Source organism: Terriglobia bacterium (genome assembly GCA_020073085.1).
Taxonomy (GTDB): Bacteria; Acidobacteriota; Terriglobia; order JAIQFV01; family JAIQFV01; genus JAIQFV01.
In genome coordinates this window covers 153,045-168,943 of record JAIQFV010000005.1, presented here as the reverse complement: position 1 = coordinate 168,943, position 15,899 = coordinate 153,045, and the positions used below count along the sequence as shown (strand labels likewise).

Genomic DNA, 15,899 nt, shown 5'->3' with positions numbered 1-15,899 from the left:
CATCCGTGTTCGAAAACCCTTTCCTCAAGAGGTCAACCACCAGACCGCGAAGAGAGTACATAGCCTTCGATTCGCCAACCGGCGTTCCTAATCCTTCAGACTGCTGACCCGACTGTGTTTTCGGCTGTAGGTGAAGTAGATGACCAAGCCGATCAAGAGCCATACAATGAGGCGCAGCCAGTTGACCCATCCCAGGTAATACATCATGTACCCGTTGAAGAGGATCCCCAGGATTGGCACCAAAGGAACCAGGGGTGTCCGGAAGGGACGGGGCTGACCGGGGTTGGTCTTTCGAAGCACCAGAACGGCTGTCGACACAATGACAAACGCGAGCAAGGTCCCGATATTCACCATTTTTCCGATGTCTTCAATGGGAGTGAGACTCCCGACGATGGCCGCAAGGAACCCCACCAGAATCGTGTTCTTGTAAGGAGTTCTATATTTAGGGTGAATGGCGGCGAAAAACTTGGGGGGAAGCAGTCCGTCCTTGGCCATGGCATACAGCACGCGGGTCTGACCGAGCAACATAACCAGCATGACGCTGGTCAATCCCGCCAGCGCCCCGGCCGTGATCAGAAACGAGGACTTCGTCAAACCGTTATCCAGGAAGGCTTGAGCGATCGGCGCCTCGACATTGACCTCTTTCCAGGGGACCATTCCGGTCAGCACGCCCGCCACGAGGATATACAGCACCGTACAAACCAGCAGGGACGTAATAATTCCGATGGGCAGGTCGCGTTGCGGGTTGTTAGCCTCCTGAGCGGTGGTTGAGACGGCATCGAATCCTATGTAAGCAAAAAAGATGTAGGCCGCCCCAGCGGAAATCCCAGCGAAACCCATGGGGGCGAAGGTGGTCCAGTCGTGACCCCAGTTCGTGGTGTTGACGTATTTGAAGCCGACCACAATTACAAACAGAACGACGCTCACCTTGATGGCCACAATCGTGGCATTGAACCGGGCGCTCTCCTTAATCCCAATGACCAGGATGACGGTAATGAGCAGGGCGATACAGAAAGCCACCAAGTTGAATCCAAAGTCGACTCCAAAGATATGCGGGGCGTTGATCATGTCGTGGGCCCGCTGAAGAAGTTCGGGGGATTTCGCCGCCACAATGGAATCGACTTTGTCGACAAAGGCCCGCGATCCTTCGACCAGGGAAGGATCAGCCACTTTGGCCATCTCGCGGGCCACCGCCTTTTCGGCAGTATGCAGCGCGGTCCAATGATCATAGGCAAGCCACAAGGGGATATCCACCTTGAAGACATGCATGAATTTAATGAAGTAGTTGGACCAGCCCGAAGAGACGGTGCTGGCCCCCATGGCATATTCGAGAGTCAGATCCCAACCAATGATCCAGGCAAACAACTCGCCCAGCGTCGCATACGCATAGGTGTATGCGCTCCCCGCAAGCGGGATCATGGCAGCAAACTCGGCGTAACACAGCCCCGCAAAAGCACAGCCGAGCCCCGAAAGCACGAAGGAGAGCATCAAACCCGGTCCCGCATACTGCGTTCCGAGGCCGGACAACACAAAGATTCCTGCCCCGATAATAGCGCCAATTCCCAGGGCCGTGAGCGAGACCGGTCCCAAGGTGCGCTTCAGGGTATGCTCGCCCGACTCATGAGCCTCCTCCGTCAACATCCGCATTGGCTTTTTGGCAAACAGTGGGTTACCCATGCACTTCTCCTCTAGGTATTTTTGGGTGCTTCTCGTGGGCCTGGCCGAAGACAACGAATTTCATCTCATCCCCCGGCGGGGTTGTTCCAAAAGACGCTTGGTGCGCCTCCGAAGTTGCAGCCATTCTATGCGGCATCAGGGAGATGTCAAGGGAAATAGGAACCCCAATCGGGCCAAGGATTCTGTCAAGTCTTGAGACAAGCAGGCAAAGCAAAGAAACGTTACAGGGGCGCTCAGGTTCGAGTTCTCTTCCACAAAAAATAGAATGGGATCCCCGAAAGGGTGATCAATAATCCGGGCAGTGCATAAGGCTTTTCATGCAAGATGGCGATGCTGATCAGGGCCGCAAGAACAATATAAAGCCCTGGCAAAAGTGGAAATCCAATGGCGTGATAGGGTCTTTCAAGTCCGGGTTGCTTCCGCCTCAACACGAAGAGGCCCGCAACCGTCATGACATAAAAAATCATGACGGCAAACATGACGAGATCCAACAGCTCGTTGTACTTTCCCGAGAGCGTCAGGGCGGAAGCGTAAATGGCCTGAACCAGCAGGGCGAATGCCGGCGTATGGTAGCGGGGATGGATCCTCCCCAGCCGGCTGAAGAAGACCCCATCTCGAGCCATGGCGTAATAGATTCGGGCCCCGGCGAGCGACATGCCATTCATCGTGCCAAAGACCGAGATCAGGATGGCTGCCAGAAGCAGCTTCCCCCAGAGTGCTCCTCCCACAATATTGGCGACTTGGACTCCCAGCGTCAGAGTTTGGGGCCGTTTGGACTCGTTAAAGGCCATGATCTCATTCAGGGACATGACATGCAGGTACCCAAAATTCGCCAGAAGGTAAAGTCCAATGACAATCATCGTTCCGAGCGCCAGAGAAAGGGGCAGATTGCGTTTCGGATTCTTGACCTCGCTGGCCGTAAAGGTGACGTTGTTCCACGCATCCGCGGAAAAAAGCGATCCCACCAGCGCTCCTCCGAAAATGAAGAGATATCCAATCGACCAGGGATCCACACCGGAAGGTTTCAGCGGAGAGAGGTGTGACCAATCGCCCCGGGAGTACAAAATAGCCAGGAGAATCAATCCCATCAGACCGGCCGTCTTGCACACCGTCGTCACATTTTGTATGGCAGCCCCCCATCGAATCCCAAGGCAGTTGGTCAAACCCAGGAAGAGCAGTGCCGCAATGGCCGCGATTTGTCCCGTGCTGACTCCCACGGACCAGTGGTGGAGCGTGAAGAGGTGCCATCGCGGATCCAGAGAGACGCCGGGAAAAAAGGCGCTGAGAAATTTTCCAAACGCCACCGCCACCGCTGCAATGGTGCCGGTCTGGATCACAAAGAACATCGTCCAGCCGTACAGATACCCCCACATGGGACCAAACGCTTCGCGCAGGTAGACGTACTGCCCTCCGGCTCGTGGCATGGCCGCTGCCAACTCACCGTAGGAGAGGGCCCCGATAATCGTCACGATCCCCGTCACCACCCAAGCCAGCAATAGGAGCCCGGGGGATTTGATCTGAGACGCCATATCAGCGGAGACGATGAAAATCCCGGACCCGATCATCGACCCCATCACCAAGGTGGTCGACGAGAACAGTCCCAGCCCTTTGACAAGCTCAGGGCGAGCAGTGGAAGGCTCGGTGGACATCAGATACTCCTGGAAAGAGTTGTCAGTTCTCAGTGGTCAGTTCTCAGTGGTCAGTTCTCAGTGGTCAGTTGTCAGTGGTCAGTGGTCAGTGAACTGCGGTGACGACTTGACGGGGGCGGCCCTCAATCCCCCTTCTTGCTTCGATCTCGGGGTGAAGGAAAAAAGCCCTTTTCAATTGCTTCCTGGGTACTGAGAGCACTCACATCTGACAACTGAGAATTCTTTCCCATCACTTTCCCAAAACCTTCAAGAAAAGCCGCGTTCGTTCCGAAATGTCCTCGGCGCGAAGCAAATCGCTGATCACTGCCACCGAATCCGCTCCGGCCGCGATCACATCCGCCGCGTTGTCGGCGGTAATGCCGCCGATCGCCACGATCGGGGCCGCGAGGTACTTGCGGATTTCGCGCAGGCCCTCAAGGCCGACGGTTGGATCGGGATTCTTTTTTGTGGTCGTGGGAAAAATGGGCCCCAGGGCAATGTAAGTGGCGCTCGTGTTGGCAGCCGCAAGGGCTTGATCCAGGTCATGCGTCGAAATTCCGACCATTTTCCGGGGACCCAGGATTTGGCGCACCTGCCGGACGTTTAAATCGGATTGGCCCACATGCACCCCATGAGCACGCGCCAGCCATGCCACATCGGCCCGGTCATTGACCACGATCCGTGCCTTCACCGCCCGGGCCGCCCGGACGAGCGTTGCCACATCCGCCAGCATCTCGCGGCCGGCCGCGAACTTGTTGCGGTATTGAATCCACCGGGCGCCGCCCTTCAAGAGCCGCGCTGCAATCGTGGGCACGGAGAGTTCACTTCGAACCGAAGGGTCGAGAATCGCGTAAAGCTTTTCCAGTCGCATCCCGGCTAGGCTACCTTACGAGAGGCTCTTCCGGCATAACGTTCCAGAAACCGGGTGTCAAAATTCCCCGCTACAAAATCGGGATCGTTGATGATCCGCTGGTGCAACGGGAGGTTGGTCCGGATGCCTTCCACGATGAACATATCCAAGGCCCGATTCATCCGGCGGATCGCCTCTTCCCGGTTTCGCGCGTGAACAATGACCTTGGCGATCAACGAATCATAATAGGGGGTGACTTCGGACTCGGCGTACATGGCCGTGTCCACGCGGACGCCGGTGCCGCTGGGGGGATGCCACGCCGTGATTTGGCCGGAGCAGGGCTGAAACGTATCGGGATCCTCGGCATTAATCCGGCATTCGATGGCGTGCCCCCGCAGCTTCATTTCCGAACAGATCGTGTCAATCCCTTCGCCGGCCGCGATCAGAATCTGTTTCCTCACCAGGTCCAATCCCGTCACGAACTCGGTGACCGGATGTTCCACCTGGATGCGCGTATTCATTTCCATGAAGTAGAAATTCCGGTCCTCGTCCATGAGAAATTCCATCGTCCCGGCGTTGAGATACCCGACGGCTTCCAGCGCCTTCACGACCCGGCTTCCCATGGAGGAACGCAGCGCGCAGTCCACCGCCGGTGACGGAGATTCTTCCAGGACCTTCTGATGCCGCCGCTGGATCGTACACTCCCTCTCGCCCAGATGGACGACCCGGCCGTGAGAATCGGCGAGCACCTGAAATTCGATATGGCGGGGACGCTCGATGTATTTCTCAATGTAGACATCCTCGATTCCGAATGCGTGGGTCGCCTCCAACTGGGCGGTTCGAAACGATGTCCGCAATTCTTCGAGGTTGCGCACGACACGCATGCCGCGCCCCCCTCCGCCCGCGGACGCCTTGATGATCACCGGGAAGCCAATCTTCATGGCGACCGCTTCGGCTTCCGCTTCGTCTTCAAGAATTCCTTCGCTTCCAGGAAGTATCGGAAGGCCGACCTCTCGCATCGCAGCCCGGGCCTTCGCCTTGTCGCCCATCAACCGGATCACCGGAGGAGTGGGACCAATGAAGGTCAGATGGCAGGACTGACAGACCTCGGCGAAATAGGCGCTCTCCGAGAGATACCCGTATCCGGGATGAATGGCGTCGACATTGGTGATCTCCGCCGCGCTGATGATACTGGGAATGTTCAGGTAGCTCTCGCTGCTGCGGGCAGGGCCGATGCATACCGCCTCATCGGCAAATCGCACATGCAGGGAGTTGCGGTCAGCTTCCGAATAGACGGCAACCGTATTAATCCCCAATTCCTTGCAGGCACAGATAACACGCAATGCGATTTCGCCACGATTGGCGATTAGAATTTTCTTGAACATAGTGACTGAAAGGGTGGGGACTCAATCAAGGTTGTGGACCAATTGGGTGGCTCATGCCCGGGGAGACAGCCCGCGGGTCATGGCCGGACTCCCGGCCTCCCATCAACTGACCCGGATCGCATAAAGAGGCTCGCCATACTCAACGGGCTGGGAATTCTCGACATACACCTTGATCAGCTCCCCTGAGACCTCCGACTCAATTTCGTTCATTAGTTTCATCGCTTCCACGATGCACAACACCTGTCCGGCCTTCACGCGGTCTCCCACCTTCACAAAAGGAGGCGAGTTGGGATCCGGGGACGCATAAAAGGTCCCCACGATCGGGGATTTGACCACAAAACGCTCTTTGTCTTCCGCTTCCTCGGGGACAGCCAGCTGAGGCGCGGCGGAGACGGAGTTCTCTGTTGCCGGGGCGAAGCCTTCGGCCGGGATACCCGGATTTGCCGCAGCACCGGCCGGCGACACTTGAATGTACTCGGCCCCGCGGTTGTACTTAATGCGCACCCGGACCCCGGACTTTTCAACCTCAAATTCCGAGAGCCCCTTCTTCTCGCCCAAATCAATGAGCCGCCGGATTTCATCCAGATCCATCGCCGCTACTTCATTCGGTTTGACCACTGTCTTCTTCATCGGAGAGATTAACCTGATTGCTGGATTAAAGAGTGATGAGGTCTTTGGTCGTTTCTGTCATATTGCGGCAGCCCCGGTCTCCCACCACCACCATATCTTCAATGCGCACACCGCCAAAGTGAGGGATGTAAATGCCGGGTTCAACGGTAATGACCTGCCCGGCCCGGAGGACCGCCGTGCTGCGGGCGCCGATCAATGGAGCTTCATGGACTTCCACGCCAATCCCATGGCCTGTGCTGTGGACGAAATTCTTTCCGTAACCCTTTCGCTCGATGACGTTTCTTGCGAGATGATCAATCTGGGCGGCAGGAACGCCTGCCCCGATTCCTGCAATGGCACATTCCTGGCTTTCCGCGACGGTTTTGTAAATCTCACGAGCCCTTGCCGACGGTCGTCCCACGTAGACTGTACGTGTGAAGTCACTCGAATATCCGCGCAGTATAGCACCGAGGTCAAAAACCAGAAACTCATTTCTACGGACCCTTCGCTCGGAAGCAATGCCGTGGGGCAAAGCGGAGCGCGGGCCCGAAGCCACAATCAGATCAAACGAAACCTTCTGAGCCCCATGCCGTTTCATGCGATACTCCAGCTCGGCGCTTAATTCTCTTTCCCTTATCCCGGGGCGCACCATCGGCAGGGTTTCCTCAAACGCAGTCATCACGGTGCGCAGCGAAGCGCGGATCTTCGCCACCTCCTCCGAAGTCTTCACTGCACGGAGTTCCTCCACCCAGTCAATGCAGGGGGCCAGTTGGCTGCGGGAGCGCAGCGCCCGCTTCAACCAACGGTACATGTCATGAGTGATGTGGCGCGACTCAAAGGCAACCCGGCGAGCTCCGTGTTTTGTCACGACCGAAGCCGCCTCCGGCATCAGTCCATTCCGCGACCATCCGATTCGGATGCCCTTGACCTCCCGCGTGGCCTGTGCGGTATACCGGCCATCGGTGAGAAACACCGCCGAATGCCTGAAAACGAGCAGGGCTGCGGAGGATCCGGTGAACCCGGTCAGATAAAAGATATTGGGAAGATGAGTAATGAGGATGGCGTCGAGCTTCAGTTCCTCGAGATTCCTTTGGAGCTGTCGGATGGGATTGGACCGTTTCATAGTGGATGTGCTCCAAGAACACAGGCTGCGATCGGCTCTTTCCCTGCACTCCTTGAAGCCATGAACATTGAAAGAACGCCAAGGTCTGACTCGACTGCTCTGATCGGGAGGTTAAGTTCCGATCCCCTCTGGCAAACTGTCGGAATATCCTTCTCGGGTTTCGAATGATTCTACCATTAGCAACCGGTTGGGGTGAAGATCGAATTTGTTTCTACTTCCCCGCTCTTGATCAACACGTATGCGTCATTCCCTCAAACCGGCTGGGTCAAGATGGGATCGAGGAATGGGACTCCGGACGGAACCATCTGTGAGCGGATTGCGCGTTTCCCTCCCAATCTCCCCGGACGTCCGGAATTTGAGCGCGGAATCGCCCCAAAAGCTTCTTCGCAGTTCAAAGTGTGAGATGTGGGGAATATCAGGTTGTGGAGCAATGAAGCCCTGGAGAGGCAATGGAAGCGGCGGTGTCAGAGAGGTTCATTCTTCTGACCCACCAATCGGTTCGAGCGCAATTTCAATCGCCTATATGACAAACTCGCTTGCCAGCAGGGATCGCGCTTTTCGGAGCTCAAACCGGGCCCGGCCGAAGATTCCATCCAATCCCTGGACGAGGCACAGGAAATAGTCGTTGGTGATTTCTTGGACGAGGATGTAGTAACGCTCAGTTCTCAGGTCCATCTCTTCCAACCCACCGACATTCATATCGGCCGACGAGGATTGGGCCTGTCGAAGCAAGGTGGCAATCTCAGCGGCCACGGCTTCCAGGGAGAGATCAACGTCGGGACCGGTCTGTTGCTCGATGATGAAGCCGTCCAGCCCGACAACCATCACCGCGACCGTTCCCTCGACCTTTTGAATGATGGCCTCAAGCGTCTGGTTCAACATTGAAAATCAAACCTTTGGGCGTCAAAACCCAATCATCAACAGCCTCAGCTCTGAGGCTCTCGAACCGAATCACGGGAAGCGCTGGATTGAATCCGCCAAGGAGGGCGGATTCACCCGCCCTCCCCAGCGACAGACTATTGAACGATCTTTGGAGTCAGGAAGAAGAGCAATTCCTGGGTGGATTGGGTCACCGACTTGTTCCTGAAGGCATTCCCGATGATGGGAAGATTCCCCAGGCCCGGGACTTGCCGAATACTGTATTCATTGTCGTCCACCAGCACCCCTCCTACCACGACCGTCCCTCCATCCGTGAGAAGAACCTTGGTCTGGAGGAATTGGGTTTGAATCGTGGGAATGCCGCCAACGGACTGGTTGAAGTCCGGGGTGTCGCGGGTCACTTTGACGTCCAGGAAGATGGTTCCCTCTTCCGTAATATGCGGCGTCACGGTCAGATCGAGCACGGCATCCGTGTAGATGGTGCTGACGGTGTTATTGACGACCGTCTGGATCGGGATCTTCGTGCCCTGCTTCACCTCACCCTCTTCGTGGTTCCGGGTGATGATCCTCGGTTTCGACAGAAGCTTCGCGAGACCTTTGGATTCAGACGCTGTGATGAAGGAATCGATCAAAGCATTCGCCCCGTTAAAAACGTAACCTAGGGAACTGGTGGGCGCTGCGGCCCCAAGGTTGATATTAAAGGGAAGCGGCCCGATGACCGGCTGGCCCAGCGTGGTCGCAGGGGGCGAGGTAGAAATCGGCGGCCGCGGCTGCCGGACATTGGGACTATCAAGCCTCGTGACGGGTGCACCTGTAAAGATATTCCTAGGTAATCCATTAGCGCCGATGGAGAACGCCTGGAGCCCCAGTTGGACTCCCAGGTCGCGCAGGAAACTGCGGTTGGCCGTCACAACGCGGGCCTCGATTTCCACCTGTTGTTTCTTGATATCCATTTTCCCCATGACGGCATCGAGATCATCCATCCGCGTTTGGGTTGTCCGCACAAGAACCGTGTTGGTGTCTTTGTCGGTGTAAACGAGATCGGTCCCTTTCCCCAACAACTGCTCGAACACCTTTTTCAGATCCTCTGCCTTCATGTAGTTTGGAGTCCGGGTATATATCCTCTTGGGCTCCACCTGGACCTGCTGCATCGCCACTTGTGATTCTTTCATTTTGCGTTCAGCGACATTCTCTTCCTCAGCCCCCTTGATGGTCACAATGCGGAGAACATTCCCTTCCAGCTTGGAGGTCAGCTGGTTATTCAGGAGGACAATCTTCAGCGCCTGTTCCCAGGGGACGTCTTTCAGGGCAATCGTCAGCGTCCCACGCACACTGGGGTCAAGGATGACGTTCAAACCGCTCACCTCGTGGATTAACCGGAAGAAATCGCGAATGTCCACGTCGCGAAGGTCGAGCGAGATGATGTCACTGGCGTTGGGGGCGCTGCCAATGGGACCCGTCGAGGCGGCTTGAGGTGCCGGCCGTAGGGGTACGGGAGCCTGTTGGGGGGCCGCCATCTTCTGAGGGGGCTGGACGGGCGACGGTGGTTGTACAGCGGCCACGCTCACGGGCACATTGTCGCTGGGAGTCTTGACCAACGCAGTCGCTGGAGCGGGGTTGCCGGTCGGAGTCTCAACAGTCTTCTTGCTCGGTTCGTTCGTCGGCACCGCCTGAACATACTCCCTTGCCGGCGTGGTTTCCACAGCATCCGTCCGCTTGGTAGCGGCCGGATTACTCGCCCCGGTGGCTGGTTTGTCGCCAGTCTTCTGCTTCTCCACCGGTGCCTTGCTTGCCGCGGGCGGGTCTATCACTTTTGCAGGAGCCGAGGCCTTGGGGAGCGCCACCTCCGAGGGCTTCAACGAGGCAACCAGAGGGCCTGACTCAGTCTTCACCGCACCCGGAGTTCCAGTGGAGGCAATCGGCCCCGACTTGCGCTCCGGCTTTGTTGAGGACTTCTCCGCGCGGGCTCCAGGCGGCGGGGTTGAAGGCTTCTCGGCCTTCGCCACCGTGACCGGAGAGGTCGACTTGGGCGCGGGTTCCGTGGCTTTGTCGCCCTTGTCCACGACCATCCGGATCGCATTGCCGTCGCGCGAAAAGACGTACGGCACCTTGCTCTTAAAGGTGATGACCGCGCGAACCGTCTGCGGAGCGGTGCTGGAGAATTGGGCCAGTCGGACGGATCGAATGTTGGCCTGGTCAACAGGGAAATGATGTTGTTCCGTTTCCAGGACCGCATTCGCCACATCCACGACGACCCGCTGCGGGTTCTCCAACTCAAAGCTCTTGTAGGTAGGCGTGCCGTTGGTCTGCACGTCGATAATGAGTTTTCCGCCCTCGGGGCGAACGTTCACGCCTTGCACGACGAGGGGCCGGGCGGAATTCGATGGTGTGACGGAAGGTGGGCGTGTACTGACCTCTCCGGACCAGGCCGGCATCGTCATCAGAATGAAGCCAATCACGAACCCCACCAGCAAAGTAATGAAGAATTTTGTATGACCGTGCTGCGCCCTCATGGATTCACTCCTCCCGAACCCGAGATTTTCTTAATAACATCCCGCCACACGGGTTTGCCTAACGGATCGACGGAACGCTCCTGAAAAGATACGGTGTCCTCGGTAATCGACACCACGCGGCCGTCAGACACCTCGTCATTCTCGCGGAACAACAAGGTCCCCGTGGATTGCCGCGTATCCATCACTGCAAGATAATGTCCTTCTGCCTTCACAATTCCCTTGAGCTGTAACTGCCTGACACGAATCCCCCGCTTGCCCGGAACCACCGGAAACAGCGGCTCGTCACTCGGGCGGACCACCAAAGCCCGGAATGGATCTCGCGCGGGCACCCGCATCTCCCCCTTGTCCTCCGCAGAGGAAATGGCCTGCGCCACGGAGGGCAACGGAAACGCCGTCTTCTTTGAAGCGGCCGCCTTGTTCTTCGCGTCTTCGCGTCCAGTCACGGATTTTTGTGCCCCGAAAGCGGGGAACGCGAGAATCACGAGGATGAACGCGAGACGCCCCAACTGGATGCCCAATGTTTTTATTTTTCTCATAAATCACAAATCCAGGATTCGCTCCCCGGAGCCTTCTACTCTTCCGAGGTAAAGTAAGCGGTGGCGGTGCATGAGGCCACAATGGTGTCCGTCGTCCCCTTCGCAGGCGCCGTCTTCAAGTGGACCTTCCCGGGATTGGTCGCGGTGGCGATCGCGAGATCGCTGACATTCACGATCCTCGGCAAATGCCCGATGCGGTCGAAGAACATGCCCATGCCGGCATAGCTGCCCGACAGCTCCAGCGTAAAGGAAATCTCATTGTAGAGCCGGGGTTGCGGGGCTTCGCCCTTCTTGGCCGGGGCCTCCTGAGGAGAGGAGGTCTCACGCTTGGTCACCGGTTTGGCCAGCAAATGCAACAATCGAACGTTGCTCCGCGACGCAATCTCCTGGAATTGCTTGATCAGGACATCGGTGTCACGGTCATTGGGAAGGACCGTACGCAACCCCGCCAGCTGTTGTTCCAGGCGAGCATTCGTCGCCTTGAAATCACTGTGGCGCTTTTCGACCCCCGCCAGCTTCTCCAGATCCTTCTTCAGGCTGTCGAGCTGACTTTTTTGATCATCGATTTTCGTGGACATGTCCCGAAAATAGACCGCCTCGACGCCAACCACCAGAAGGCCGGCGACGACGGCAAGGATCAGGAGTTGTAAATACCAGGGTATGTTGGTGAATTTTTCGAAGGCCATGGTGGGAAAACCTTCTTCTTCGATTTACGATTTAGCTGCCAGATTTCTTACTTTCGTGTCCAGAGTGACAGAAAAAGAGTATCCCTCCATCCCCGAAACGTTGGTCTGCGTGGTTTCGTTGATGGAGACGTTGGAAAAAGCGCTCGATCGTTTCAAGGTCGCCACAAAATTCGCCACCCCGTTGAGGGAGGTCGAGAGCCCGTCAATGGTCATGTGATCTTCCGTCTGCCCGACCGAGATCAGCCACACGGTTTGGCTCTGATCGACCGCCTCGCTGAGCGCATTGAGCCACTGGATCGGCCCCAGCTGGTTCTTCTTCAGTTCGTCAATGACCGCGATCCGGGCCTCCAGGATCTTCTTCCTGTTCTCAAACCCTTCGATCTCCTTCAGCAGTTTCTGCTTCTTCTCTTTCTGCGCCTTGGCGTCGTTGACCTGACCCTGAACGGTGGTCAGTTCACGGTTCAACATCGAATAGCGCTGATAGAGGTAGGCAGCCGCCGCGACGAAGACCAGGAGGAGCATCAGGATCAGGAAGGACGACTTGGGAGGTCCGGACGGCGTCTTTAAAGTAACAAGCGGTTTTTTGCGTTCACCGAGCAGATTGATGCGTATCATAAGTTTTAGTCGAAGCTGCGTAAGGCCAGGCCAACGACTACGGCCATGGCCGGTGAGATGTCCCGCAATTTAGCCGCATCCACTTTGGATTCGTCGAGGCTAATCTTGCGAAACGGGTCCAGTTCTTCCACCGGGATTCCCAATTTCTCCCGGAGATATTCAATCAAGCCTTCAATGCGCGCCGTGCCCCCCGACACATACACTCGCTGAATGGGTTCGCCCGTGGGGGAGGCCCGGAAAAAGTCAAACGTCTTGTGAATCTCGAGCAACATGACTTCCGAGACCGACTGAATCAGGGTGTGGCGGGTCTTCTCGTCGACGGGGGCAGGCCCTTTGGCGCGCTTCACCTTCTCTGCCTCCTCGAAGCCCAGGTTCATCTCCTTCTGAAACACATCCGTATACTGGTTTCCGCCGATGGAAACGTCCCGGGTAAACAGCGACTCCCCGTTCTTCACGATGTTGATGTTCATCACACTGGCGCCGATGTTGAGGAGGCCGACACACAGCGTCGGGGCCGGCTCGTAATTGACCTCATAGGCGTTCTGAAGCGCGAAGGCATCAAAGTCGACGATGGCGGGGCTCTTCCCGGCCTGGATCAGTGCCTGGGTATGATTCCAGATCTTGTCGCGTTTGACCGCCACCAGCAGGACATCCAGGGCCGTGGCACTGGAGCTCTTCAGGACCTGGTAGTCGAGGTTGACGTCGGAAATGTCGAAGGGGATGTGCTGCTCGGCCTCCCAGTGAATCGACTCGGCCAAATCCTCTTCGGTCATCTGAGGCACCGTGATCTTCTTGCAGATCACGGAATGCCCCGACACCGCCGTCGCCACCCGCTGGTTTTTGATTCCCAGCCGTTGATAGAGCCGGTTCACGGCTTCGGCCACGGAGTTGGCGTCCATGATGGCACCGTCCACCACCGTGTCGGCGGGCAGGGGTTCAAATCCCCCGGCCACCACCGCCATGCTGCGGCCCTTTTTCTTCAGTTCGCACACCTTGACCGTGCTCGAGCCGATGTCGAGCCCCACAACCGATTTTTCTCTCAGTCCAAACATGATTTTTGTCCGCCCTGATTGAGAAGCAACCCTTCAATCTAAATCCCCCCGCCCATTAACGGCTTCGCGACCGGATGGGGAAGGTACTCTTTCGCTCCATCCACGAATCGAGGATGGTCTTCTTAAAGCGCCAGCGATTGCCGAGCTTGAAAGCCGGGATGCGTGCTGAGGACACGTACTTGTACAGTGTGTCAGGTGAAATGCCCAGGTATTGAGAGGCCTCGCGGATATTCATCACTTCTTTCGGGATGTTCATGGCGTTTGTCCTGGCTAGTAAAAAACCCTTGAATGATGGATTCAAGGTCGACGGGTCTCAGCGCCTCGGGTTCTATTACATCCCGTTTGTTCGAGTCAAGTTCTTTCTTCGGGGATTGCGCCTGTTATTTAGGTTAATTTACCCCTTTTTTGGAAATTTCGTACAACACGCTGTGGGCTTCCCTGCAATCACCACTATTAGAATACCTTGATTTTCTTTGGGAATCCTGTGACGGCAGTCACAAGTGAGCGAGTGAAATTCGCGCGCGAGAACTTCCACGGCAGGCTCTCAAGACCGTGCAACCCTCGAGCGGAGTGCGTGCCCCCTGCCATGACGCCACTCATGGCGCGCATCATAACACAGAACCTTTCAGGCGAATTCAATTAAAACTTTCCTTCGCCTCTTAGGCTCCCGAAATCTGACCCCCGCGGGGCGCTCCCCGGCGGACGGGAATCGTCCTCAGCCTTTCTTTTTGAGCCACGCGGAGAGACCCAGCAGGGGAACCATCTCGTCCACGCGCCGGATGGTTTCCTCATCCATCTTGATCTCCCCCGGCCAGGGGCGGGTGAACCCTTCACCAGGCCACTTGGTGGTGGCATCGATGCCCATCTTGGAGCCGAAGTTGGGAAGTCGCGAGGAATGGTCCAGAGAGTCCACCGGACCCAGCATAAATTGAATGTCCCGCTCCGGGTCGATGTGATTCAGCGCCTTCCACACGACCTCCCGGGGATCGCGCACCGCTACGTCCTCATCGACCACCACGATGCATTTGGTAAACATGGCCTGCGGCAACGACCAGATCCCGTTCATCACCTTCCGGGCGTGACCCGGATAGGATTTTCGAATGGAAACAATCATCAGGTTATGGAAAATCCCCTCAAACGGCATGTGGTAATCGATGATTTCCGGAAACTGCTTTCGCATCAGCGGCAGGAAGATGCGCTCGATCGCGTAACCCATGTGGCAGTCTTCCATGGGGGGGCGACCGACAATCGTGGTGGCGTAAATGGGATTGCGGCGGTGCGTGATGCAGGTCAAATGAAAGACGGGATAAAGATCGTCCAGCGAGTAGTAGCCGGTATGGTCACCAAATGGTCCTTCCTTCCGCAACTCATTGAGGTCCACGTACCCTTCCAGAATGATCTCCGCATTGGCGGGGACCTCCACGTTCACCGTTTCCGCTCGGACCAGGGTGACCGGCTTCTTCCGGAGAAAACCCGAGATCAGCATCTCGTCGACCCCTTCGGGAAGCGGGAGGACCCCGGCCAGCATCGTTGCGGGATCACTGCCGATGGCGACCGCCACTTCCAGGCGCCGGCTTGAAGGTCGTGACTTGCCTCCGGCAACATCCGCTGTTTCCTTCTTGTCCTGTTGCGGGCCCGTCCCGGCGGCACGCTGGGCATGGCGAAAATGCTCCGCCCCGTGCTTGTGGATCTGCCAGTGCATGCCGGTGGTCTGTCCATCGAAGACCTGCATGCGGTAGACCCCGCAATTGCGCCGGCCCGTCTCCGGGTCGTGGGTAAAGACCAGGGGAAAGGTGATGAAGCGTCCCGCGTCCATCGGCCAGCACTTCAGAATGGGAAAGCGGTTGAGATCGAAATCCGATTTCAGAATGACCTCTTTCGAGGATCCGCTGCCGACGCTTTTGGGAAAGAAAGATCCCATTTCCATCAACTGGGGGACGAGCTTGATCTTATCGATGAGGCCCTCGGGGGATTTGAAGTCGAGAAAGGCTTCAATGCGTTCGGTAATCTCTGCATACGATTTCGCCTCAAGGCCGAGCAGGATGCGGCCTTCTGATCCGAGCGCATTGATCAACACCGGGACGGAATAACCTTTCACGTTCTCGAACAGCAAAGCCGGGCCGCCGGCCTTAGAGATGCGGTCGGTGATTTCGGTGATCTCCAGCTCGCAGTTCACCTCAGCCGTAATGCGCTTCAACTCGCCGGCTTTTTCCAATGCTTCAACGAACCCTCGCAGGTCCTCGTATGCCAAGCTGTCCTCCTCGATGGATAGGAATTTGCGCTATTGTGCCCCAAGCGAGACGAAATTCCAAATTCCAAAATCCAAATTCCAAACAAAACCCAAAA

14 protein-coding genes are annotated in these 15,899 nt (G+C 56.8%); all 14 read right to left on the bottom strand.

Features of this window, described 5'->3' with window-relative positions; all coding sequences use genetic code 11:
• Window positions 1-87 precede the first annotated feature (87 nt).
• On the bottom strand, window positions 88-1,677 hold the full coding sequence (locus LAO21_07460) for an amino acid permease (protein MBZ5552541.1): 1,590 nt from the start codon (window positions 1,675-1,677) through the stop codon (window positions 88-90).
• A 233-nt stretch (window positions 1,678-1,910) separates the two neighbouring features.
• Complete coding sequence (locus tag LAO21_07455; protein MBZ5552540.1) at window positions 1,911-3,326, bottom strand: amino acid permease; 1,416 nt, start codon at window positions 3,324-3,326, stop codon at window positions 1,911-1,913.
• A gap of 229 nt (window positions 3,327-3,555) precedes the next feature.
• Window positions 3,556-4,176 carry a thiamine phosphate synthase gene (gene thiE, locus LAO21_07450; protein MBZ5552539.1) on the bottom strand — a complete coding sequence of 207 codons (621 nt, stop codon included), beginning with the start codon at window positions 4,174-4,176 and terminating at the stop codon, window positions 3,556-3,558.
• Window positions 4,177-4,181: 5 nt separating this feature from the next.
• Window positions 4,182-5,540: an acetyl-CoA carboxylase biotin carboxylase subunit gene (accC, locus tag LAO21_07445; GenBank protein ID MBZ5552538.1), complete on the bottom strand. Its 1,359-nt coding sequence runs from the start codon at window positions 5,538-5,540 to the stop codon at window positions 4,182-4,184.
• A gap of 102 nt (window positions 5,541-5,642) precedes the next feature.
• The gene (accB, locus tag LAO21_07440; GenBank protein ID MBZ5552537.1) at window positions 5,643-6,131 is read right to left on the bottom strand and encodes an acetyl-CoA carboxylase biotin carboxyl carrier protein; all 489 of its coding nucleotides are present in this window, start codon (window positions 6,129-6,131) and stop codon (window positions 5,643-5,645) included.
• A 64-nt stretch (window positions 6,132-6,195) separates the two neighbouring features.
• Window positions 6,196-7,272 carry an aminopeptidase P family protein gene (locus LAO21_07435; protein ID MBZ5552536.1) on the bottom strand — a complete coding sequence of 359 codons (1,077 nt, stop codon included), beginning with the start codon at window positions 7,270-7,272 and terminating at the stop codon, window positions 6,196-6,198.
• A 519-nt stretch (window positions 7,273-7,791) separates the two neighbouring features.
• On the bottom strand, window positions 7,792-8,154 hold the full coding sequence (locus LAO21_07430) for a roadblock/LC7 domain-containing protein (GenBank protein ID MBZ5552535.1): 363 nt from the start codon (window positions 8,152-8,154) through the stop codon (window positions 7,792-7,794).
• Between the two features lie 134 nt (window positions 8,155-8,288).
• On the bottom strand, window positions 8,289-10,664 hold the full coding sequence (gene pilQ, locus LAO21_07425; protein MBZ5552534.1) for a type IV pilus secretin PilQ: 2,376 nt from the start codon (window positions 10,662-10,664) through the stop codon (window positions 8,289-8,291).
• Window positions 10,661-11,200, bottom strand: a complete 540-nt coding sequence (locus tag LAO21_07420) for a hypothetical protein (GenBank protein MBZ5552533.1) — start codon at window positions 11,198-11,200, stop codon at window positions 10,661-10,663. The genes pilQ and LAO21_07420 overlap by 4 nt, the downstream gene beginning before the upstream one ends.
• 35 nt (window positions 11,201-11,235) lie before the next feature.
• Window positions 11,236-11,886 (bottom strand): type 4a pilus biogenesis protein PilO, encoded by a 651-nt coding sequence (locus tag LAO21_07415; GenBank protein MBZ5552532.1) that lies wholly within the window; start codon window positions 11,884-11,886, stop codon window positions 11,236-11,238.
• A gap of 24 nt (window positions 11,887-11,910) precedes the next feature.
• Window positions 11,911-12,501 carry a PilN domain-containing protein gene (locus LAO21_07410; GenBank protein MBZ5552531.1) on the bottom strand — a complete coding sequence of 197 codons (591 nt, stop codon included), beginning with the start codon at window positions 12,499-12,501 and terminating at the stop codon, window positions 11,911-11,913.
• A gap of 5 nt (window positions 12,502-12,506) precedes the next feature.
• Entirely contained in the window at window positions 12,507-13,553 is a 1,047-nt protein-coding gene (locus tag LAO21_07405; protein ID MBZ5552530.1) for a pilus assembly protein PilM, read from the bottom strand.
• Window positions 13,554-13,608: 55 nt separating this feature from the next.
• The gene (locus LAO21_07400) at window positions 13,609-13,788 is read right to left on the bottom strand and encodes a helix-turn-helix domain-containing protein (protein ID MBZ5552529.1); all 180 of its coding nucleotides are present in this window, start codon (window positions 13,786-13,788) and stop codon (window positions 13,609-13,611) included.
• A 480-nt stretch (window positions 13,789-14,268) separates the two neighbouring features.
• Entirely contained in the window at window positions 14,269-15,804 is a 1,536-nt protein-coding gene (locus LAO21_07395) for a UbiD family decarboxylase (protein MBZ5552528.1), read from the bottom strand.
• Window positions 15,805-15,899 lie beyond the last annotated feature (95 nt).